Below are 20,243 nucleotides of genomic sequence, written 5' to 3'. Positions count from 1 at the left end.
TTAAGCACCTCCTTCCGTCGAAAATACCGCCGGAAGTTAAGGCGACTCTATTATTATATCATCTGTAAACACGTAAGCATATGCACTTCCGATAAGTTGAATTATGTTACGTGAGTATCCTGAAATACTTTATTATTTTTTCGATACTAGTTCTTCTTAAATATATTATAGAAAATAACACCTACAATCCAATAGAGCTCAGTGATCAGTATAGCTGGTAATGTAAATATACCTATATACATAAATAAATCAGAACTTTGTTGAAGATGATGTAAATCTCCTATAATATCTTTTATTGTCCAAAATGAGTAAATAGTAGGAATGACAAATATAATAGTACATATAAGCACTTTTATTACTTTTGGCTTATCTCTAACATGCAACGCAAATTTTTTTATGTCCTCCATTGTTATCCAAGTTTTCTTATAAGGTGTTTCGAACTTTAAATTTTGTATATCTGTAATATTCTTCTCTGTTTGAAAACCATCAGCATCTTTTAAAATTAATTTGTCCCTATTATTAATATTCACTCTATCTATAACTTCTCTTCTTATAATTTGATTATCTATAATTTCGATAAAAAATCTTTTGCTTCTTCGCTTCCCTAAAAAAGGAAGTATGACTATAGGGAACAACATTGAATAAAAGATAAGTAAAATTAAAAATGAACCTATATGACCCCAGTTAGTTATATACTCTATAACTTCTTTTTTAGGATATGCGTTAAGGGAGTAAGACAACATTGATAATAAGTATAGTAATGCAAACAATGTTACTAGAATAAAACGTGATATATTATTGATTATCGTTTTAAATTTTTCAGTATTTTCGCGTTGATATAAAGCATTTTGATTCCATAGATTGATTATACTAGAGAATAAAAGCACCAAGAGCATAGGCCAGATACTTTTTAAATCGTTAAACATTTCCATCCAATAATCTAAACCCTTGAGATTCAAAAACATCCCCTACTTTCTGTAATTCATTTATTTCAAGACTTATTCTTTTTTACTAATTATGAATTATTATTTGGAAATTTTTCAATTTCGCGTTCTTAATTACAACAAAACACTACTTAAAACCTAACACCTTTCAATCAAATCACTAATCATTTATTAACTAAATATATTCAAAAATACATTAGATTCCATCTCTTTTTTTTTATTAAAAGTGTCTACTATATATTAAAAGTAAAAAAAGAAGTTAATGTAAAATTAAATCAAATATTAATTATAATATATTAATATTTGCGTCGTTAAAGTAAGTTATGGATAAAGAAAAGGGATTCAAATATTAAATTCGACATTCACTATTTGAGTAATTGTATTTCAATTTTAATAATATTTTTTGGGAGTATCGGGAGTATTTTTCTATAAATTGCTAACTAAAAAATACTCTATTTTAAAATGAAAGGCGCTATAAAGGCATTTTAAATACTCCCAATACTTAAAAAAGTGGTACCAATCAAAAAAATGGGAGTACAAAATTTTACACATTATTATAGGATATATTAATGTGTCTGCATTTCCATAAAACGTTGATATAACAATGTTTTATGAGAATATTTAGAGCAAGCGAATGCAATGAGTGGTAAGATTGAAACTCCAGCTATGCTGGATAACACCGTAGGTGGTACCGTTTCTCCTTATGCTCATTTCTTATAAAATTTTTAGGGAGTATAAAATGGAGGATATGTCTCGATAAAAAGCATTTTTGAATTTGAATAATAACAATATAATCACGTAACTTATTAAATAATAGGTATGAAAACTCTTAAAGCTTAGCGCAAAAATAATGTTTTTGATTGAGCGTTAACTATACCTACTCAGAAGTTTTAAAAAACTTCTGATCCTTTAGGCTTTCCAAAATCGATTTCTTTTTCTTCGTAACGACTGCCGTTTTTATAAAAATCTTGAATTTTTTCTTTAAGTGATTTTTCTTTTTTCAATACGATCCTCTCCTAATCTTCAATAATTTAGAATCATAAACGAATATAAACTGTTATTTATTCAAAGCATAGGTGAACTTTGCAGTATTAAATTCTTGTATATTATTTGATTATACAAATGAAATACGTAATTCTTTTCCTGTTACATCAGCTATTTCTCTCAAAAGAGACATCGTTGGAAGTACATCTCCATTTTCGATATTTTCAATCGTTGTTTGAGGTACTTTTAGTTTTTGAGCAAGTTCCACTTGTGACCATCCAATATCTTTTCGTAAATTAACAATAGCGATTGCGAATTCTAATTTCTCTCCTTGTTCTTTGTACAACATTTCTAATTCTGAGTTGTTATTTATATCTTCTTGAATCAATTTAGAAATTAATTCCATTTAAAACGACTCCTTTTTAGAAAACTTTATCACACGAATTATTAAATACCTTTATTTTGAATTTTAAGGGGGTATTTTAAAGATTAAGGCTTGTTATACATAGTTAATTACCTAAACATTTACATAAGCTCTTAAAACGCAAATATAAGTCAGATAAGTATATTTTAATTTCATCAGCAACTTTTAAATCAAAATTAGTACTAATTTTTTAGAAAACGAAGTATCAAGCTCAATATTTCAGGTATAGATGTCAAAACTAATTCTCTTTTATCTTCTTCCGCATGTTTTTCTTTATTGTTCATCAAATCGCTCCATAATCGTTTCAATTCTTTCAAAATGAATTTTAAGTCTATACGTTTTCATAAACTATGTGATTTCTACTTAGATTTTGATGCAATATCGTAGACCTCCATGTCATGAAATACTACTTTTGCGCCTTGCTTGATATCATCAATATGCGAAAATCCATTTACTATAATGACAAAAATAAGCATAACCAATAGGCATTTAAACCAAGTGTTAACTGTCATAGGCGCTTTTCTTTTATGGAAATACAACCCCGTAATAATCCTACGATAATGGCCACTAAAAGTCCCGTTGCTAAACGCGCCTTTGTGCTTGAATATACTTTGTTGTTAAGTTATTGATTGAAAATATTATGTTGATTCATATTTTGCCGACGCATATGAAGCGCATGTATTTCTTCTAATTCAGCTTTAATTGACTGCATAAGATAGCCTTGCATCGCATCAACGGTTTCATTCTTTTGTAGCAGCATTGCTTTAAATCGTTTTAACACACTTACAAGTTCAAACTCAACATCTTCTAAACGGTAAAACGTATCATGTGTATTATTAAATGACTTTTTGCCTTTGAGTAACACACTTTTAATAATACGAATCTCTCTAATTTCAAAATTACTTAAATAATCTTTGATTTGTTGCGGTAGTTCTTCGAGGACTTGAAACTTAAGTGCATCATTATTAAATTCGGATTGTTGGTGATTTGTATGATTTGTATAATTGTTGTATGTATCATTCATATCATACGTATCATTATTCTCAGTCTCTATATAATCAGTATTACTTAAGTCAGTATCATTAGACTGTGAATTTGGAAGTTCTTGACCATTTAAATTCACAGTTCTAGAACTTCCAAATTCATTGTTCTGGAACTGTGAATTTGGAAGTTCCTTGGTATGATTAGCTTCAACATCATAATTGGGTTTTAATAAATACAATCTATTGGGTTTATTAAGGCCAACACGTTCTTGAGTTAGTAAATTAAAACTTACTAACTCTTTTTTCAATTTTATGATTTTTTGTTCTGCATAACCTAAGTATTCGCACAAATGTTTATTACTGAAAATAAAGTAAATGTTATTATTTTTATCTACCCATTCATTTTGGATGGATAATTCAAAACGATCTTTTAATAACGCATACATAATTTTGGCTTCTGCTGACATTTTCTTAAAATATGTATCTTCAAATAAATATTTAGGAAGTTGATAAAACCTTTCAGTTTTCACTTGTGATAAATTGTATTTCTCAAAATTGGGCATAATAAAAACCTCATTTCTACTTTTTTGAATTGAGGTAATAAAACAATTTTTACGTAAGTTATATGTTTTGTGCTTGCACTTAGATGATTAGATATATATAATACAAGTATCAAAAAAATATATAAACAAACGAATGCGAATCGTTTTATTACCGAGAGTCGATGCTACGCCAATAGCATCGACTCTTTTAATATTCATAAAGTAATATTAACACTTTTAAGGTCGTATATAAAGCGTTTTAAGTGTAGTTAAAAGCACATTTTAACCTCAAAATAGTAGAATTTATTAATTTGGTGCCTAATTAGGCACCAAAAATGCCCAATTAGGCAGCTAATTAGGCATTTAGGTAGTAAAATAGGTAGTAAATTTAGGCAGATAAAGATGAAAAAATATTTGTTAGGTGGTAAAATTTAGGTACTAAATTAGGTACCTAAGGGGGATGTTATGAAAACTATTAAAATGGTTGCTGATGAATTGGGTGTAACTAAACAAACTATTGTTAATAATGCTAAAAGCTTAAATATATCTTTTGAAAAAGAAAATGGAATTAATTATATTAATGATAATGATTGTTTGAAAATTATAGAAAAAATCACTAAGAAAGAAAGTACAACGCAAAATAAAGAATCAGTAAAAAAAGAAATGTTTGATGAAAATACTGCAGAAGTTAGAAAGCATATATATAATAATTCAAATAGTTCTGAGACATTAAAAACAAAAGTAAATGAATTAGAAAAGCAAATAGAAATTTTTGAGACTAGAGCTAAAAATGATGAAAAATATATTGATAATCTAACTAAACAACTAGATCAACAAAATAGCAATGTTAATAAATTAAATAAACTGTTGGAGAATCAACAAATATTAGCTTTAGAAAGTAATAAAAAGATTCAAAAACTAGAAAACCAATTAGAAGAAGAAAGACAGCTTAATTATTCTTTTGATTCAGCGACTAATGATAGACAAAACGTTTATCCGCAAGAAGCAAATTTTACTGAAGAATCTCAAAATATCTATCAACAACAAAAGAAAAGTCAACCAATAGAAACAGAAGTAAAACATAAGGATATAACTGAAGAGAAAAGAGATGGCAGTACAAACGAAGAAGTATTAGAGAAAGATGATAAACCATATGAAGAAATGGAGAGTGCGCCTGAGTATAATGAGACAGAACCACCTAAAAAGGGGTTTTGGAGTCGCTTGTTTGGTAGCTAATATAATTAATTAGGCACTAAAAGGTGATCACCTTTTAGTGCCTTTTATATAGTGAGAACTTCTGATAATCATCGATTATGTAAAGCAAATATTAATGAATTTATACTAACTGTACTGTAAGATATCTAGAATTTTAAGTATCAATATTGTGAGACATGTTATAATAATAGTTTAGTGAAAAAGTCATAAATACTATGATATAACTAAGTATATAGTGTTTATATAATACAATTTGAAAGGAAAATTTACATGCAACCATTTGTAAAATGGGCTGGAGGTAAAAGACAGTTCATTAATAAAATTATGGAAAAACAGCCAACGAATTTTAACAATTACTTTGAACCGTTTGTTGGTGGAGGTGCTGTACTATTTGCATTGCAGAAGAAAAACTCCCATATTAATGATATAAATACACATTTAATACATACATACAAGATTATAAAAGAAAACCCTGTTGAACTAATGGAACTTTTAAATTCTTATGATGTAATACAATTAAACGAAGAAAAATATAAAGAAATTAGGGCATTATATAATCAACACATTATTAATAATGTATATAATACTGAGACAGCAGCTTTATTTATCTTCTTAAATAAACATGCTTTTAATGGGCTGTTTAGAGTGAATTCTAAAGGGTTATTTAATGTTCCATGGAATAAAAAAGAGTATGCAGCTTCGTACAATAAGCATAATATTCTTGAAGTTTCCGAATTTCTTAAAGATATAAAGATAACAAGTGTTGATTTTGCTGATGCAGTTATAGATGCTAAAAAAAATGATTTTATATTTTTTGATAGTCCTTATGCTCCGTTGAATCCAAATAGTTTCTCTGCTTATGATAAAACAGGTTTTAAAATAGAAGATCATGAAAGGTTAGCTAAATTGTATAAGGAATTAACTGCAAAGGGTATTTACTGTATGCTTACTAATCATAATACTGATTTTATTAGAAATTTATATAAAGATTTTAATATAGAAGAAATTAACGTCAGAAGAAGTATAAATTCAGATGCTAGTAAGAGAGTGGGAAAAGAAGTCATTATAACTAATTATTAAGGAGGGAACTTATGAATAAACAACCATATTATTCAGAAGAAAATATTGATTTGTATTGTGGAGATTCTTTTAACATATTAAAAAAATTAGAAGAAAAATCAGTAGATTTAATTTTTGCTGATCCTCCGTATTTTTTATCTTCAAATGGAATAACTAATTCTGGTGGGAAAATGGTATCTGTTAATAAGGGAGATTGGGATACTTCATTAACTTTCAAAGAGAAACATAAATATAATAGAAAATGGTTAAGATTGTGTAAAAATCTGATGAAAGATGATGGGACAATATGGGTATCTGGCACATTACATAACATTTATTCAATCGGATTTGCCCTTGAAGAAGAGGGATTTAAAATATTAAATAATATAACTTGGCAAAAAACAAACCCACCTCCTAACTTGGGATGTAGAAATTTTACGCATTCTACTGAAACAGTGATATGGGCTAAGAAAGATTTAAAAAAAGTAAAACATTACTTTAACTACGAAGAAATGAAAAAAGTAAATAATAATAAGCAGATGAAAGATGTATGGTCAGGTTCATTAACAAAAAAATCTGAGAAATCATATGGTAAACATCCTACGCAAAAACCTTTGTATTTACTTAGAAGAATTATCACTGCTTCATCAAAAATAGACTCTATAGTTTTAGATCCCTTTTTAGGCAGTGGTACTACTGGGGTTGTATGTAAAGAATTGAACAGAAAATTTATTGGTATAGAATTAGAAGAAAATTATTTAGAAATTGCAAAGAAAAGAATTGAAAATACTGAAATTTAGGGGGGCACAAACATGAAAGAAAGAAACTTTGAAGAATGGCTAAACCATTTCAAATCAAGTATTGCAGATTATAAATATTATGTAGATTTTGAGAAAGTTAAAGCAAATGTAAATAAAATAAAAGTAGAATTAAATATTCTAAACTCATTAATAGGAGAAGGTGATATAGAAAATAAATTCTTGGAGATTGTTCAAAAATATCCTGAAACATTAAAATGTATACCAATTTTACTCGCAATAAGACAAAATGAAATCAGTATTAAAACTATAGATAAAGATGATGTATTTAATTTTAAAAATCCCAACCATAGTCCTGAAGAATATGCTATATTCATGGCTGAAACAGGGTTGTTTGATTTAATACAAAATCATTTAATTAGTAATTTATATGATTATGTTACAGGTGTTGAATCTGGCTTAGATAGTAATGGTCGTAAAAACCGTGGTGGTCATTTAATGGAAGACTTGGTAGAAGAACATATTAAACTTTTAAACACAAAATATTATAAAGAATTAAGAACAGACGATTTAATTAAGAAATATGATATTGATTTATCTGCAATTACAAACCAAGGTAAAACTATCAAAAGATTTGATTTTGTAATTCCTTACGAAAATAAAATATTCGCTATTGAGACAAATTTTTATCAAAGTGGGGGCTCTAAATTAAACGAAACTGCTCGTAGTTTTAAAAATATCGCTATTAGTTCTGAAAATATTCCTGATTTTGAATTTGTGTGGATTACTGATGGGCGAGGATGGAAGAGTGCTAAAAGTAATTTGGCAGAAACATTTTCTATAATGGAACATTTATACTCAATTCAGGATTTACAAAATGGGGCTCTCAGGAAAATGCTATATGAAGAGTAGACATGATCGACTTATCTATATAATGTTCAAAACTATTCATTATATAAACTAGATAAAGTTTTGTGTTATATATTGTGTTAAAAATTAGAAAGGAAGACTTTATGGCGAATATTAATGATTTTAAAAATGTAAAAAAAAGAGCTAAAAACTACGCAAAATATCTGGATATAAATAATGAAACATATGAAAAATTTTCAGAAAAGTTTGGGTTTTATTTATTAATTCTAGAATGTATAACAACAGTAAAAGATATTGATGAATTAACTGATATGATAATTGATACAGAATTTAGAAGCGAAGTTTTTCAAGAAAAAAATAATGATTTGGGAATAGACGCAGTAAATATTAACGAAGAAGATCGTATTATACAATTATTTAATTTTAAATTCAGAAGTTCCTTCAAAAAAAATAAAGGGCAAAATTTAAAGGATATGGTCGATTCTTCAAAATTTTTATTACCAATAGATAATGAAAATACAAATAATATAACTCATAGAACCAAAGTTAAGATAGATAATATTATAAAAAAATTAAGTTCTGAAGAGATATGGCGATTAGAATTATATATGGTTTCTAATGAAAATGAACCATTACAAACAAACGACCCAATTGTTGAACAATTTATGGCAAGTTACGGCATGGAAGTAAAAACCATTACTTTAAACGATATAATATCATATATATCAGAATTACCTGAAGATTTAACAGCGAAATTTGTGTTGGATAGAGATTCCGTAATGACCTATGAAATGAATCAGTTATCTACATCAAAATCATATTTGATTAAACTTTCATTGGCTGAATTAATCAGAATAACATGTTCTAATGAAGAGATTAGAAACAATAGCTTAAATAATTATAGCAAGTTACAAAATCAAGAATTGGAGTTAAGTTTATTATTCGATAACGTTCGTGGTTATTTAGGAAACACAAAATATAATAATAATATTATTAAAACTATTGAACAATGTCCAAATAGATTTTTTATGTATAATAACGGATTAACAATAACAGCAAAGAATATAAAAGCCGATTATATAAATGGAAAGAAAAAATTCGAGTGTGAAATTAACGGTTTTCAAATAGTTAATGGAGGTCAAACTTTAAGAAGTATCTATGAATTTTGCAACAAAAAATTTGATGAAGAAAAATTAGCAAATGCAGAAATTCTTATTAAAATATTTCAAACAGAAAAAAATAGAGAATTGACTAATGATATAGCAGAATATACCAATAGCCAAAATTCTATATCTCCAATGGACTTGAAATCAGTAAATAATTTTCAAATACAGTTAGGATCATTTTTGAAGTCACATCAAATCCTGTATGTTCGTAAATCAGGAGATGTAGGAGAAACAAATATAAATTATAATAATAGAATATCTATGGAAAAAGTGGCTCAAATATTATATACATATATGGGCAATCCTGATAGAGCAACTAATCAAAAGAAAGCGTTATTCGAAAAATATTATGATGAAATATTCGATGAAGATTCTTTAGATTTTGAATTAGTTTTAAATTTGATAAATCAATACTATAGTATTGAAGGTGAATACAAGAAGTCAGATAAGAATGGATTTCATCAAAAATATTTATATGTTCTATTTATTACAAATAAAATCATGAAAGATGAAACTAAAGTGCTAGCTAGTAAGTCAGAAGTAGATAATATTAAAAAAGCGATAACTTTACTGGAACAATATGTTACCCACTATAAAAAAGATGAAGATATTAGTTCCGCTAGAAAGTTAATTCAAAAAGGGTTTAAAGATTTTATATCTCAAAAGTTATTAAAGTGAGAACAATAATGAATATACTAGATTATAATTAAAGAATTACTTGATTTTTGTGTAAAAGAAGGTTGGAATGAAGATTTTGTAATGGATATTATAACGAAATGTTTCAACAATAATTTTGGAGAAATTTTTAATAATGACTTGATAAAATATACAGACATGTTTGAACAAAGTCGAAGTAAATGAAAGTGTTTCTTTAGATGAAGAAAACGATTTGTACATTGAACGTTCTTCTGATTTAAAAAAATGTTACGAACTGATGGAAACAGAAACTGCGTTTAAAGTGTTTAACGGAAATAAAAAAGTAGACGCGTTGACGAAGTGGAAGGATGGCACTGTCGATTATTTTCACATGATGATAACAAATACCATCAATTAGATTATGTAGAAGATTTAGTTAGGTTTCTTAAATAACATAGGAGGATAAGTTATGACACACTATGAACGAGTAGAATGGGTTTTGTTTCAGTCGAAGGTATCAACGAGAGAATTGAAGAAAGTTACAGGGATTTCAAGACAGACGATACTTGATTATCGAAAAGGTAAAAAAGACATTTTATCTAACATGAAATACCGAGTGGCTTTGAATTTAGAAGAAGCGTTTGATGAAGTTAAAGAAATTGACGAAAAATGTCAAGATTGGCGATGGAACAAAGAAACAGGTGAAGATAGATATTAAAAAATTTCCGGTTCTGTTGCAAAGTTGAATTTATAGTATAATTTTAACAAAAAGGAGTCTTCTGTATGAACTATTTCAGATATAAACAATTTAACAAGGATGTTATCACTGTAGCCGTTGGCTACTATCTAAGATATGCATTGAGTTATCGTGATATATCTGAAATATTAAGGGAACGTGGTGTAAACGTTCATCATTCAACGGTCTACCGTTGGGTTCAAGAATATGCCCCAATTTTATATCAAATTTGGAAGAAAAAGCATAAAAAAGCTTATTACAAATGGCGTATTGATGAGACGTACATCAAAATAAAAGGAAAATGGAGTTATTTATATCGTGCCATTGATGCAGAGGGACATACATTAGATATTTGGTTGCGTAAGCAACGAGATAATCATTCAGCATATGCGTTTATCAAACGTCTCATTAAACAATTTGGTAAACCTCAAAAGGTAATTACAGATCAGGCACCTTCAACGAAGGTAGCAATGGCTAAAGTAATTAAAGCTTTTAAACTTAAACCTGACTGTCATTGTACATCGAAATATCTGAATAACCTCATTGAGCAAGATCACCGTCATATTAAAGTAAGAAAGACAAGGTATCAAAGTATCAATACAGCAAAGAATACTTTAAAAGGTATTGAATGTATTTACGCTCTATATAAAAAGAACCGCAGGTCTCTTCAGATCTACGGATTTTCGCCATGCCACGAAATTAGCATCATGCTAGCAAGTTAAGCGAACACTGACATGATAAATTAGTGGTTAGCTATATTTTTCACTTTGCAACAGAACCATTTTTTGTTACATAATAACGAACATTAAAATTTATAGAGATCAAAATCAAACAAAATTTTCTAATGTAAAGTTCTTAAATCAATTACTTAACCCTTTAATCCATGGGTTTATATATTTGATTTCAGTTGTGATGATTCTTAGTGCATTAGGACAATCTATATCAGTAGAGTTTTTAGTTCCTATTTTTGTAGGTATTTTACTTATGATTGTAGGAAATTATTTGCCTACAGCACCTAGAAATGGTTTGTTTGGTATTAAAAATAAATGGGCTAGAAGTAATGAAATAGTTTGGAAGAAGACACAAAGGTTTAGTTCACGTATTTATATCGTTGTAGGTTTTGTTTTATTATTATTAGGTATATTCAATATAATTAGTTCAATTATTACTATTAGTTTATGTATTATCTTGGTTCTATTACCACTCGCTTATTCATATTATATGTATCAGAAAGTAGTTTAATGTTAATTTGAAAAGATATATGAGGATAATTTAGTTAGTAAATAAAAGCGTAAAGAGTGTTCATTTAATAGAACGTAAAAAGCAAAGTGTTTATATATTATTGTTTTAAAATCCCTTTAATATTTTTGATTAGTGTCATATTTGTATAAACTTATTTTGATTTAAGCGACATAAATAACTTAATAAAATAGAACTTAAAGGTACAAACTGACTTATGTTTATGAACCATTAAAGTGTAGGGGAATCTTTTGGGATTCCTAGACAACAGGATAAGGGTGAACAATGCCATTTACATGGCACCTAGCATAGCTAGGGTTTTGCATACTTAATTTTCATTTATATAAATATTGCTATGACAACACTTATAGTAAATTAAAGAAAAAAATAAATTGAAAAAGTAAAGTGTCATTAAGTGGCATTATGAAACTGTTCACGATTTTCTATAAAAGCTGTTGTAAAGGTATCTATACGGGGTGGGGATCTTTAGAATTCCAGAAGAATCCTAAAAGATTCCTTGTTATAGCAATTTTTTGTATTTTTTCAATCTTGATATTTTTTATTAACGTTCGTTTTTGACACAAAACCTCTTAACTATAAATTAGGAGGTTTTTCTTGGATATTTAAGTCTATAAACTTGTGCTATAATCAATGTATCATAAATATCAAAAATCATGAGTTTTTAGACGATGAGAGACGCGTTTATTTGCATCGAGAATTAGATTTCGTTAATAAGTACCCATAAAACGATTAAAAGAGGTGGTATTCAAATGGCTAAAATTGGTTATGCACGTGTATCAACACAAGATCAAAGTCTTGATGGACAGATTGATACACTTGAGGAATATGGTTGTGAACGTATCTTTAGCGAGAAAGCGAGTGGCCGTAAAACGAATAGAACAGAACTTGATAAATGCTTAGATTATTTACGTGAGGGAGATATTCTAGTGATTTATAAACTAGATCGTCTTGGACGTACAACGAAACAATTAATTGAGTTATCACAATGGTTAGATGAAAACAGCATTGACTTACATATTATAGATATGAACGTATCAACGAAAGATGCGATGGGCAAGATGTTCTTTACCATGATGAGTGCTTTTGCGGAACTTGAAGCTAACCTACTAAGTGAACGTACGAAAAAAGGACTAGAAGCTGCGAGAGCAAGAGGACGAAAAGGTGGACGCCCTTCATTGCCCGACCATAAGAAGAGAGAGATTAAATTCTTATACGATGAACAAAAACTTACTGGAGAAGAAATTGCTAAACAAACAGGAGTGAGTCGTTCTACTGTATATAGAATAATAAAAATGAAGTAGTAAAAACAAATAATCACAGGAAGAAAACTAATGAAAGGAGAATCTCTAATTTGAAGATTCTCCTTTCATTAGTTTTTATAACCTATATTATAATTTAACGAGAATTTTTGCTTGTGATTTATCGTTTACAAGTTGTTCAAATCCTGACTCTACAATATCATTTAACTCAATTTCATCAGTAACGACGTCTTTTACTTTTAAATTACCTTCGTTAATTAAGTCTATTGTTTGTTGAAATGTAGTAGGTGTATAAGCAATCGTCGAAGTAAGTTTTACACCTGTATTCGTTAATTGCATTGGATTCCATTCAATAGGATGGCCGAATATAGAAACTATAACAACAATACCTCTTGCTTTAGTAACATCTATTGCAGATTTAAGTGTTGGCGCTACACCAGCTACCTCAAATGCTACATCAACGCCATTATCAGTGTATTTACTAATAATATCACTTGGGTTTGATTCACCAGAATTTATCGTATGAGTAGCACCTACTGATTTAGCTTTATTAAGTCGTTCTTCCGATAAATCGAAAACAAATATTTTGCTAGCACCAGCTGCTTTGGCTGCTATAGTTGTTAATAAACCGATTGGCCCTGCACCAAAAATAGCAACAGTATCGCCAAATAGAACTTCTCCTTCTTTAATTGCTTGAACTGCAACAGCCGTCGGTTCTACAAGGGCGCCTTCTTTATCAGAAACATTATCTGGTAATTTATAAACATTCTCTTCTGGGGCGTTTGTAAATTCTGCAAATCCACCATCAGAACCTAAGCCTATAAATGAATAACCATCATAAAGATCAATATTTTCTTCTTTTTCACGATTTGAAACTGTAGGATTAATGACAACACGATCGCCTTTATTAAATTTTGTAACCTTAGAACCAATATCATCTACTACACCTGCAAATTCGTGGCCTAATGTAACGGGCGCTTTTTGGCCAAGGAACGGGTCAGGTTTGTCTGTTGAAATAAATATAGGGCCTTCTAAGTATTCATGTAAATCTGTACCACAAATGCCAGCCCAAGACACTTTAACTTTAACCTCATTATCTTGTAACTCTTTAGATTTTCGATCTTCAACTCGTACATCCTTTTGACCATACCAAACTGCTGCTTTCATTGATAAAACCTCCTTGTTTTAGTTAATTTAATAGTATGCCTTTTAAAAGTTACTTTCAAATAAACTAACCTTTTAATATAGTGTTTCTAAATTATTATATGATTAGAGTCTACCCTAAACGAACAATAAAAACCCCTTGTAAAATGCTGTTTCTGTTTGTATGAGAAAGGGTGTTAAAAATGATAGTTGGATATGCAAGAGTTTCGACCATTGATCAAAATTTAGATAGGCAAATTGAAAATTTGCAATCTTTTGGTGCTGAGAAAATTTTTACAGAAAAACAATCAGGTAAATCTATAGAAAACAGACCCGTCTTTCAAGAAGCTCTTAATTTTGTGAGAATGGGAGATCGATTCGTTGTGGAATCTATTGATCGTTTGGGACGTGATTATGATGAAATTATTGAAACTGTGAATTACTTAAAAGAAAAAGACGTTCAGTTAATGATTACAAGTTTACCTATGATGAATGAAGTGATTGGAAATCCACTTCTAGATAAATTCATGAAAGACTTAATTATCCAAATTTTAGCAATGATTTCAGAACAAGAAAGAAATGAAAGTAAACGTAGACAAGCTCAAGGTATTCAAGTCGCAAAAGAAAAAGGTATATATAAAGGAAGACCTGCTCTGTATTCTTCCAATGCTAAAGATCCACAAAAACGTTTGGTTTATTACCGAGTTGTTGAATTACTTGAACAAGGTAAATCTACAAGTACTATAGCTAAAGAAGTAGGTATTACACGCCAAACTATATATAGAATTAAAAACAGTAGATAAAAGAGAATAGACACAAATCTATATAGATGTTAATCTATTAACTGTCTAGGAGGTACATTCATGTCTTATAAAGAACTATCAACAATATTAAAAGTTTTATCAGATCCAAGTAGGTTGGAAATACTGGATTTACTATCTTGTGTGGAGTTATGTGCTTGTGACTTGCTAGAGCATTTTCAATTTTCACAACCTACGTTAAGCCATCATATGAAGTCGTTAGTAGATAACGAGTTAGTTACTACACGAAAAAATGGTAATAAACATATGTATCAACTTAATCATGAATTTTTAGATTATATTAATCAAAACTTAGATATCATTAATACATCTGACCAACGCTGTGCTTGTAAAAATATGAAGTCAGGTGAGTGTTAATGACAATTTTAGCAATTGTGATTTTTCTTTTAACTTTAATCTTTGTAATATGGCAACCGAAAGGTTTAGATATTGGTATTACAGCTTTAATTGGAGCTGTCGTTGCTATCATTACGGGAGTCGTAAGTTTTTCCGATGTATTAGAAGTAACAGGTATTGTTTGGAATGCTACCTTAACATTTGTAGCTGTTATTCTTATTTCATTAATATTAGATGAAATTGGATTTTTTGAATGGTCTGCGATACATATGGTCAAGGCTTCAAACGGTAATGGATTAAAAATGTTTGTTTTTATCATGTTACTTGGGGCAATTGTAGCAGCATTTTTCGCAAATGATGGTGCAGCTTTAATCTTAACGCCTATTGTATTAGCAATGGTAAGAAATCTGGGTTTTAATAAAAAAGTGATTTTTCCTTTTATTATTGCTAGTGGTTTTATTGCTGATACTACATCACTACCTTTAATTGTAAGTAACTTAGTTAATATCGTTTCTGCAGATTACTTCGATATTGGATTTATTGAATATTTTAGTCGCATGATTATTCCCAACATATTCTCTCTGATTGCTAGTATTCTCGTTTTATGGTTATATTTCAGAAAATCTATACCTAAAACGTTCAATACAGAAAATCTTTCAGACCCTAAAAATGTAATCAAAGATCCTAAATTATTTAAGCTTTCATGGATTGTATTAGCAATACTACTTGTGGGATATCTTGTTAGTGAGTTTATACAAATACCTGTATCAATCATTGCTGGTATCATTGCTCTTATCTTTGTAATATTAGCTCGTAAATCTAAAGCAGTTCATACAAAACAAGTAATTAAAGGCGCACCATGGAATATTGTTGTATTCTCTATTGGTATGTACCTTGTTGTGTTTGGACTAAAAAATGTAGGTATTACAACTATTCTTGGGGATATCCTAACAAATATTTCAAGTTATGGGTTATTCAGCAGTATCATGGGTATGGGCTTTATAGCTGCTTTCTTATCTTCAATTATGAACAACATGCCAACTGTTTTAATAGATGCAATAGCGATTGGTCAATCCAGTGCTACAGGAATATTAAAAGAAGGTATGGTTTATGCGAATGTCATAGGTTCTGATTTAGGACCTAAAATTACGCCAATTGGTTCTTTAGCAACATTATTGTGGCTACATGTCTTAACACAAAAAGGTGTGAAGATTTCATGGGGAACATACTTTAAAACTGGAATTATCATTACTATTCCAGTCCTATTTGTAACACTCTTAGGTTTATACCTTACACTAATCATATTTTAAGAAAAGAGGCTTTAATTATGGATAAGAAAACAATTTATTTTATATGCACAGGAAACTCTTGTCGTAGCCAAATGGCTGAAGGTTGGGGAAGGGAAATATTGGGTGAAGATTGGAATGTCTATTCTGCCGGTATTGAAACACATGGTGTTAATCCTAAAGCAATAGAAGCTATGAAAGAAGTAGATATTGATATATCAAACCATACGTCAGACTTGATTGATAATCATATTTTAAAACAATCAGATTTGGTCGTAACGTTATGTAGTGATGCAGACGATAATTGTCCTATTTTACCACCAAACGTTAAAAAAGAGCATTGGGGTTTTGAGGATCCAGCAGGTAAAGAATGGTCAGAATTTCAACGTGTTAGAGACGAGATTAAATTAGCTATAGAAAATTTTAAATTGAGATAATAATAAACACCTCTTATTAACTAAATAAGGGGTGTTTTGCCATTTAATGTACAAAATTTGTGCCATATAACTTCAAAAATGACAAATAATTCTATGTAATACTTTCTTATTTAGACATAAAAAGAGAGTGTACAGAAAATGGTTATTTTCTGTACACTCTTAAATTATTTTAATGATTCTGGAAAATCTTGATAGCCTTCTCTAATATTTACGACATTTTCAAATCCTTTGTTTTCTAAGATACCCACGGCGATTGAAATTCTAACACCTGACTGACAATGTACGTATATTTTTAATGACTTGTTCATCACTCTTTTAAATAATACCCTGAAACCATAAGTTTTACGCACTATTTTTAAAATCGAAATCAATTTGCACAATTGATGAAAAATTTTAAAAGTTAGTAATCAATTAAACAAACGTATGTGGTTCATTATAAGTTTGTTCAATTGATTAATCGTTTGCGATTGATTATTCTTTAATGAGAATAGGAGTGATTAAATTGATTGATGATGAAATGAAATTGGCACACCAACTATGCTTTTCTGCTTATAATGTTAACAAATTATTCAGCAAATTTTATGAAAAGCAATTAAGTCAATTCGGTTTAACTTTTTCTCAATATCTAGTGCTATTAACATTATGGGAAGAGAACCCTCAAACTTTATTATCCATTGGTAAAAAGTTGAATCTAGCAAGTAATACTCTAAGCCCATTACTAAAAAGACTTGAGCAAGCTGGCTGGGTTCAAAGAAATAGAGATGAAAGCGATAAACGTAACCTTATCATAACTTTAACGATAAAAGGTCTAAATGAGCAAGAAGCAGTACATGAAACTATTGCTAAATGCATTTCTTCACAATTTGATGTAGATGAATATATGAAAGCCAAAAGTATTATGGATAATTTAGAAGAAACGTTGAAAATTATTACAAAGGATGATTCAAATGAAACAATATGATGTTGTATTTTTAGGTAGTGGACACGCAGCTTGGCATAGTGCGCTGACTTTAAACAAAGCGGGGAAATCGGTTGCTATTGTCGAAAAAGATCGTATAGCAGGTACTTGTACAAACTATGGGTGCAATGCCAAAATTTTATTGGAAAACCCTTATGAAGTACTAGAGCAAGCTTCACACTATCCCAACATAATTAATACTGAAGCATTATCAGTGAATTGGGAAAACCTTATGTCTTATAAACATAAAATCATTGACCCTATGGCAAATACTTTGAAAGGTTTATTTGAACAACAAGGTATTGATATTATTGAAGGAGCAGGAAAATTAGTAGATGAGCATCACCTCGTAGTAGATGGTGAACAATATTACGGTGAAAACATAGTTATTGCAACAGGTCAACACAGCAATAAGTTAGATATTGAAGGGTCTGAATATACACACGATAGTAGAGACTTCTTATCCTTAGAGCAAATGCCAAATAGTATCACATTTATAGGTGTAGGTATTATTAGTATTGAATTTGCTAGCATAACAATTAAATCTGGTGTAGAAACTCATATGATTCATGTTGACGATGAACCGCTCAAAGGTTTTTATTCAGCACATATTGCTAAATTAATGGATAAATTGGCAACAGAAGGAGTTCAATTCCATATGAATGAAAATACTACTGTAATTAAAGAGCAAGGTGACAATTATACTGTATCAACAGAATCAGGATTAGAGATTACTACTAACTATGTGTTAGATGCTACTGGACGTAGACCAAATGTCAATGGTATTGGACTTGAAGAAGCTGGCGTTAATTTCACTACTCGAGGTATACAGGTAGATGAATATTTACGTACAAATACCCCTAATATTTATGCTAGTGGTGATGTGTTAGATAAAGTAATTCCCAAATTAACACCTACTGCAACATTTGAATCTAACTATATTGCTGCGCATATTTTGGGTATGGATAAAAATCCTATTACCTATCCTGCAATACCTTCAGTTTTATATACACTACCAAGATTGTCTAATATTGGAGTTTCTGTAGATGAAGCTAATACTAGTGAGGACTATAAAGTGATAGATATTCCTTTTGGTAAACAAATGGTGTTTGAATACAAAAATGAAACTGAAGCTGAAATGACAATTGTATTAAATAATGATAAACAATTAGTGGGAGCTGCTATATATGCTGATGATGCACCAGATTTAGTTAATTTATTAACTTTCATTGTAAACCAAAAATTAACGGCTCAAGATTTAAATAAAATGATCTTTGCTTTTCCTGGATCATCAAGTGGCGTTATAGATCAATTAAAATTAGCAATGTTATAAAAGGGGTGCTATAAAATAACTAGTAATATTTATGATATACGAGTTGTTAACAAAGATGGTAGTAGGTATTAAGTATTATATTAGTTAATACTGCCACAAAATGTGGCTTAAGTGGTCAATTTGAAGAATTAGAAGAATATTACCAAAAATATAAAGAGCAAGGGCTAATTATACTTGGATTTCCTTGTAATCAATTTGCTAAACAAAAACCAGGTACTGATGACCAAATAGCTAAAATATGGAAAGAAAATCAAATGGAATTTCACAAAATTTATTATTGCTAAAGATGGTAATGTAGTAAAAAAACTTGCTCCCAAAGACAGTCCTAAAAAAGTAGAAACTTTATTTCAGAATTTATTATAACTAAGCATCATTAATTGAAATGACACAATAATATAGCGTTTAATATCTAATTATGTTACTAGTAAACATATCCACAATCCTACTGAATAGAACGAAAAAAGCACAATACAAAGCTAAAGTTGATAAAAATGTACTGAAGCTATTACAATCAATAAAATAACAGAAATTTCATTATCTGATTCTATTGTTGATTTACTCCATTAATTTGTTTTAAAAGATTTTCATCCTGTGATGTAAATTAACTTTATTGATCATAATCACTCCTATTTTTAAATATATTGCATCCACATAACCTAAACAGATAAAACTACTTTGCATTCCTACCAATTATAGTGTTATAATGCAATCAACAAAGATTATCAGGCATGTATGCACCAAATCCCCTTACTATGGCCGTAGTAAGGGGATTTTTTGGTGTGACTAGTCGCCTATTCGTCATTACGCTTGCGTAGCCAATGCGCAAATAGCGCAACGAGACAACCACTTGCTGCTGTGGTCATGATGTTCACAAAGATTTCAGACATCGCGTATGCACCTCCTCTCTACGTCAAATTGACGCCTGAGAGATAGGCGACTCCATTATTATACCATCTGTAAATATATAAGCATATGCACTTCCGATAAGTTGAAATATGTTAAATAGAAATTAAGATACTTAATACCAGTACCTATTACAGTATACTATCGTTAATTTGGTGTTTACAGAAATACCATGTTACTATCACCATCT

The 20,243-nt window shown here is 29.5% G+C and carries 22 protein-coding genes and 1 pseudogene; 17 read left to right on the top strand and 6 right to left on the bottom strand.

Going from position 1 to position 20,243, the window contains the following annotated elements:
• Nucleotides 1–146: 146 nt before the first annotated feature.
• The 3 genes from ACF91D_RS25635 to ACF91D_RS25625 form a co-directional block, all read right to left on the bottom strand.
• The gene (locus tag ACF91D_RS25635) at nucleotides 147–959 is read right to left on the bottom strand and encodes a hypothetical protein (protein WP_119624644.1); all 813 of its coding nucleotides are present in this window, start codon (nucleotides 957–959) and stop codon (nucleotides 147–149) included.
• Nucleotides 960–2,058: 1,099 nt separating this feature from the next.
• A complete protein-coding gene (locus tag ACF91D_RS25630) occupies nucleotides 2,059–2,334 on the bottom strand; it encodes a helix-turn-helix domain-containing protein (protein ID WP_232161511.1) in 276 nt (91 codons plus the stop codon).
• 640 nt (nucleotides 2,335–2,974) lie between these two features.
• Entirely contained in the window at nucleotides 2,975–3,898 is a 924-nt protein-coding gene (locus tag ACF91D_RS25625; protein ID WP_232161510.1) for a replication initiator protein A, read from the bottom strand.
• Between the two features lie 444 nt (nucleotides 3,899–4,342).
• On the opposite strand from ACF91D_RS25625, the gene ACF91D_RS25620 reads away from it, so the two are divergent.
• The 10 genes from ACF91D_RS25620 (at nucleotide 4,343) to ACF91D_RS25575 (ending at nucleotide 12,878) form a co-directional block, all read left to right on the top strand.
• On the top strand, nucleotides 4,343–5,113 hold the full coding sequence (locus tag ACF91D_RS25620) for a DUF536 domain-containing protein (protein WP_232161509.1): 771 nt from the start codon (nucleotides 4,343–4,345) through the stop codon (nucleotides 5,111–5,113).
• Nucleotides 5,114–5,362: 249 nt separating this feature from the next.
• On the top strand, nucleotides 5,363–6,172 hold the full coding sequence (locus ACF91D_RS25615; protein ID WP_392437937.1) for a DNA adenine methylase: 810 nt from the start codon (nucleotides 5,363–5,365) through the stop codon (nucleotides 6,170–6,172).
• 11 nt (nucleotides 6,173–6,183) lie between these two features.
• The gene (locus ACF91D_RS25610) at nucleotides 6,184–6,951 is read left to right on the top strand and encodes a DNA-methyltransferase (protein WP_392437936.1); all 768 of its coding nucleotides are present in this window, start codon (nucleotides 6,184–6,186) and stop codon (nucleotides 6,949–6,951) included.
• 12 nt (nucleotides 6,952–6,963) lie between these two features.
• Nucleotides 6,964–7,821: a type II restriction endonuclease gene (locus ACF91D_RS25605; RefSeq protein ID WP_392437934.1), complete on the top strand. Its 858-nt coding sequence runs from the start codon at nucleotides 6,964–6,966 to the stop codon at nucleotides 7,819–7,821.
• A 101-nt stretch (nucleotides 7,822–7,922) separates the two neighbouring features.
• Nucleotides 7,923–9,623 (top strand): AIPR family protein, encoded by a 1,701-nt coding sequence (locus ACF91D_RS25600; protein WP_392437932.1) that lies wholly within the window; start codon nucleotides 7,923–7,925, stop codon nucleotides 9,621–9,623.
• A gap of 160 nt (nucleotides 9,624–9,783) precedes the next feature.
• Complete coding sequence (locus tag ACF91D_RS25595) at nucleotides 9,784–9,999, top strand: hypothetical protein (protein ID WP_392437930.1); 216 nt, start codon at nucleotides 9,784–9,786, stop codon at nucleotides 9,997–9,999.
• Between the two features lie 51 nt (nucleotides 10,000–10,050).
• Entirely contained in the window at nucleotides 10,051–10,299 is a 249-nt protein-coding gene (locus tag ACF91D_RS25590) for a hypothetical protein (RefSeq protein ID WP_392437928.1), read from the top strand.
• Nucleotides 10,300–10,364: 65 nt separating this feature from the next.
• Nucleotides 10,365–11,039 (top strand): IS6-like element IS257 family transposase, encoded by a 675-nt coding sequence (locus ACF91D_RS25585; protein WP_001105987.1) that lies wholly within the window; start codon nucleotides 10,365–10,367, stop codon nucleotides 11,037–11,039.
• Nucleotides 11,040–11,214: 175 nt separating this feature from the next.
• Complete coding sequence (locus ACF91D_RS25580) at nucleotides 11,215–11,559, top strand: SdpI family protein (protein ID WP_238536969.1); 345 nt, start codon at nucleotides 11,215–11,217, stop codon at nucleotides 11,557–11,559.
• A gap of 767 nt (nucleotides 11,560–12,326) precedes the next feature.
• Nucleotides 12,327–12,878: a recombinase family protein gene (locus ACF91D_RS25575; protein WP_002508689.1), complete on the top strand. Its 552-nt coding sequence runs from the start codon at nucleotides 12,327–12,329 to the stop codon at nucleotides 12,876–12,878.
• 87 nt (nucleotides 12,879–12,965) lie between these two features.
• Here the strand turns inward: ACF91D_RS25575 and ACF91D_RS25570 are convergent, their stop codons facing one another.
• Nucleotides 12,966–14,003: a 2,3-butanediol dehydrogenase gene (locus ACF91D_RS25570; RefSeq protein ID WP_002508690.1), complete on the bottom strand. Its 1,038-nt coding sequence runs from the start codon at nucleotides 14,001–14,003 to the stop codon at nucleotides 12,966–12,968.
• 179 nt (nucleotides 14,004–14,182) lie between these two features.
• Here ACF91D_RS25570 and ACF91D_RS25565 point away from each other — a divergent pair, with 179 nt between their 5' ends.
• From ACF91D_RS25565 to arsC, 4 genes are read left to right on the top strand one after another with little or no spacing between them, the layout of a single operon-like run.
• Complete coding sequence (locus tag ACF91D_RS25565; RefSeq protein WP_119605239.1) at nucleotides 14,183–14,782, top strand: recombinase family protein; 600 nt, start codon at nucleotides 14,183–14,185, stop codon at nucleotides 14,780–14,782.
• Between the two features lie 60 nt (nucleotides 14,783–14,842).
• The gene (gene arsR / locus ACF91D_RS25560; RefSeq protein ID WP_119605238.1) at nucleotides 14,843–15,157 is read left to right on the top strand and encodes an As(III)-sensing metalloregulatory transcriptional repressor ArsR; all 315 of its coding nucleotides are present in this window, start codon (nucleotides 14,843–14,845) and stop codon (nucleotides 15,155–15,157) included.
• On the top strand, nucleotides 15,157–16,446 hold the full coding sequence (arsB, locus tag ACF91D_RS25555; protein WP_099265891.1) for an arsenite efflux transporter membrane subunit ArsB: 1,290 nt from the start codon (nucleotides 15,157–15,159) through the stop codon (nucleotides 16,444–16,446). Before arsR ends, arsB begins: the two co-directional genes overlap by 1 nt.
• A gap of 17 nt (nucleotides 16,447–16,463) precedes the next feature.
• Nucleotides 16,464–16,859, top strand: coding sequence for an arsenate reductase (thioredoxin) (gene arsC, locus ACF91D_RS25550; RefSeq protein WP_029379010.1), 396 nt, complete (start codon nucleotides 16,464–16,466; stop codon nucleotides 16,857–16,859).
• Nucleotides 16,860–17,023: 164 nt separating this feature from the next.
• On the opposite strand, the gene ACF91D_RS25545 is transcribed toward arsC, so the two are convergent.
• Nucleotides 17,024–17,230 (bottom strand): rhodanese-like domain-containing protein, encoded by a 207-nt coding sequence (locus ACF91D_RS25545; protein WP_338091929.1) that lies wholly within the window; start codon nucleotides 17,228–17,230, stop codon nucleotides 17,024–17,026.
• A gap of 146 nt (nucleotides 17,231–17,376) precedes the next feature.
• On the opposite strand from ACF91D_RS25545, the gene ACF91D_RS25540 reads away from it, so the two are divergent.
• From ACF91D_RS25540 to ACF91D_RS25530, 3 genes and pseudogenes are all read left to right on the top strand, one after another.
• The gene (locus ACF91D_RS25540; RefSeq protein ID WP_369965484.1) at nucleotides 17,377–17,820 is read left to right on the top strand and encodes a MarR family winged helix-turn-helix transcriptional regulator; all 444 of its coding nucleotides are present in this window, start codon (nucleotides 17,377–17,379) and stop codon (nucleotides 17,818–17,820) included.
• Nucleotides 17,807–19,150, top strand: coding sequence for a dihydrolipoyl dehydrogenase family protein (locus ACF91D_RS25535; protein WP_099265889.1), 1,344 nt, complete (start codon nucleotides 17,807–17,809; stop codon nucleotides 19,148–19,150). Before ACF91D_RS25540 ends, ACF91D_RS25535 begins: the two co-directional genes overlap by 14 nt.
• A 15-nt stretch (nucleotides 19,151–19,165) precedes the next feature.
• Nucleotides 19,166–19,513 (top strand): annotated as a pseudogene (locus ACF91D_RS25530) (glutathione peroxidase).
• Nucleotides 19,514–19,941: 428 nt separating this feature from the next.
• On the opposite strand, the gene ACF91D_RS25525 reads toward ACF91D_RS25530, so the two are convergent.
• Nucleotides 19,942–20,037 carry a type I toxin-antitoxin system Fst family toxin gene (locus ACF91D_RS25525; protein ID WP_014287283.1) on the bottom strand — a complete coding sequence of 32 codons (96 nt, stop codon included), beginning with the start codon at nucleotides 20,035–20,037 and terminating at the stop codon, nucleotides 19,942–19,944.
• Nucleotides 20,038–20,243 lie beyond the last annotated feature (206 nt).

The organism is Staphylococcus sp. 231237_7MaSpsaltlick, from assembly GCF_043107035.1.
Note: the sequence above shows the minus strand (reverse complement) of the source record. Positions and strands in the feature narration are given on the sequence as shown.

Bases quoted from the DNA above. Each gene is read 5' to 3' on its own strand.
- ACF91D_RS25630 (WP_232161511.1), bottom strand. From the start codon at position 2,334: ATGGAATTAATTTCTAAATTGATTCAAGAAGATATAAATAACAACTCA.
- ACF91D_RS25625 (WP_232161510.1), bottom strand. From the start codon at position 3,898: ATGCCCAATTTTGAGAAATACAATTTATCACAAGTGAAAACTGAAAGG.
- ACF91D_RS25620 (WP_232161509.1), top strand. From the start codon at position 4,343: ATGAAAACTATTAAAATGGTTGCTGATGAATTGGGTGTAACTAAACAA.
- ACF91D_RS25615 (WP_392437937.1), top strand. From the start codon at position 5,363: ATGCAACCATTTGTAAAATGGGCTGGAGGTAAAAGACAGTTCATTAAT.
- ACF91D_RS25610 (WP_392437936.1), top strand. From the start codon at position 6,184: ATGAATAAACAACCATATTATTCAGAAGAAAATATTGATTTGTATTGT.
- ACF91D_RS25605 (WP_392437934.1), top strand. From the start codon at position 6,964: ATGAAAGAAAGAAACTTTGAAGAATGGCTAAACCATTTCAAATCAAGT.
- ACF91D_RS25600 (WP_392437932.1), top strand. From the start codon at position 7,923: ATGGCGAATATTAATGATTTTAAAAATGTAAAAAAAAGAGCTAAAAAC.
- ACF91D_RS25590 (WP_392437928.1), top strand. From the start codon at position 10,051: ATGACACACTATGAACGAGTAGAATGGGTTTTGTTTCAGTCGAAGGTA.
- ACF91D_RS25585 (WP_001105987.1), top strand. From the start codon at position 10,365: ATGAACTATTTCAGATATAAACAATTTAACAAGGATGTTATCACTGTA.
- ACF91D_RS25575 (WP_002508689.1), top strand. From the start codon at position 12,327: ATGGCTAAAATTGGTTATGCACGTGTATCAACACAAGATCAAAGTCTT.
- ACF91D_RS25570 (WP_002508690.1), bottom strand. From the start codon at position 14,003: ATGAAAGCAGCAGTTTGGTATGGTCAAAAGGATGTACGAGTTGAAGAT.
- ACF91D_RS25565 (WP_119605239.1), top strand. From the start codon at position 14,183: ATGATAGTTGGATATGCAAGAGTTTCGACCATTGATCAAAATTTAGAT.
- arsR (WP_119605238.1), top strand. From the start codon at position 14,843: ATGTCTTATAAAGAACTATCAACAATATTAAAAGTTTTATCAGATCCA.
- arsB (WP_099265891.1), top strand. From the start codon at position 15,157: ATGACAATTTTAGCAATTGTGATTTTTCTTTTAACTTTAATCTTTGTA.
- arsC (WP_029379010.1), top strand. From the start codon at position 16,464: ATGGATAAGAAAACAATTTATTTTATATGCACAGGAAACTCTTGTCGT.
- ACF91D_RS25540 (WP_369965484.1), top strand. From the start codon at position 17,377: ATGAAATTGGCACACCAACTATGCTTTTCTGCTTATAATGTTAACAAA.
- ACF91D_RS25535 (WP_099265889.1), top strand. From the start codon at position 17,807: ATGAAACAATATGATGTTGTATTTTTAGGTAGTGGACACGCAGCTTGG.
- ACF91D_RS25525 (WP_014287283.1), bottom strand. From the start codon at position 20,037: ATGTCTGAAATCTTTGTGAACATCATGACCACAGCAGCAAGTGGTTGT.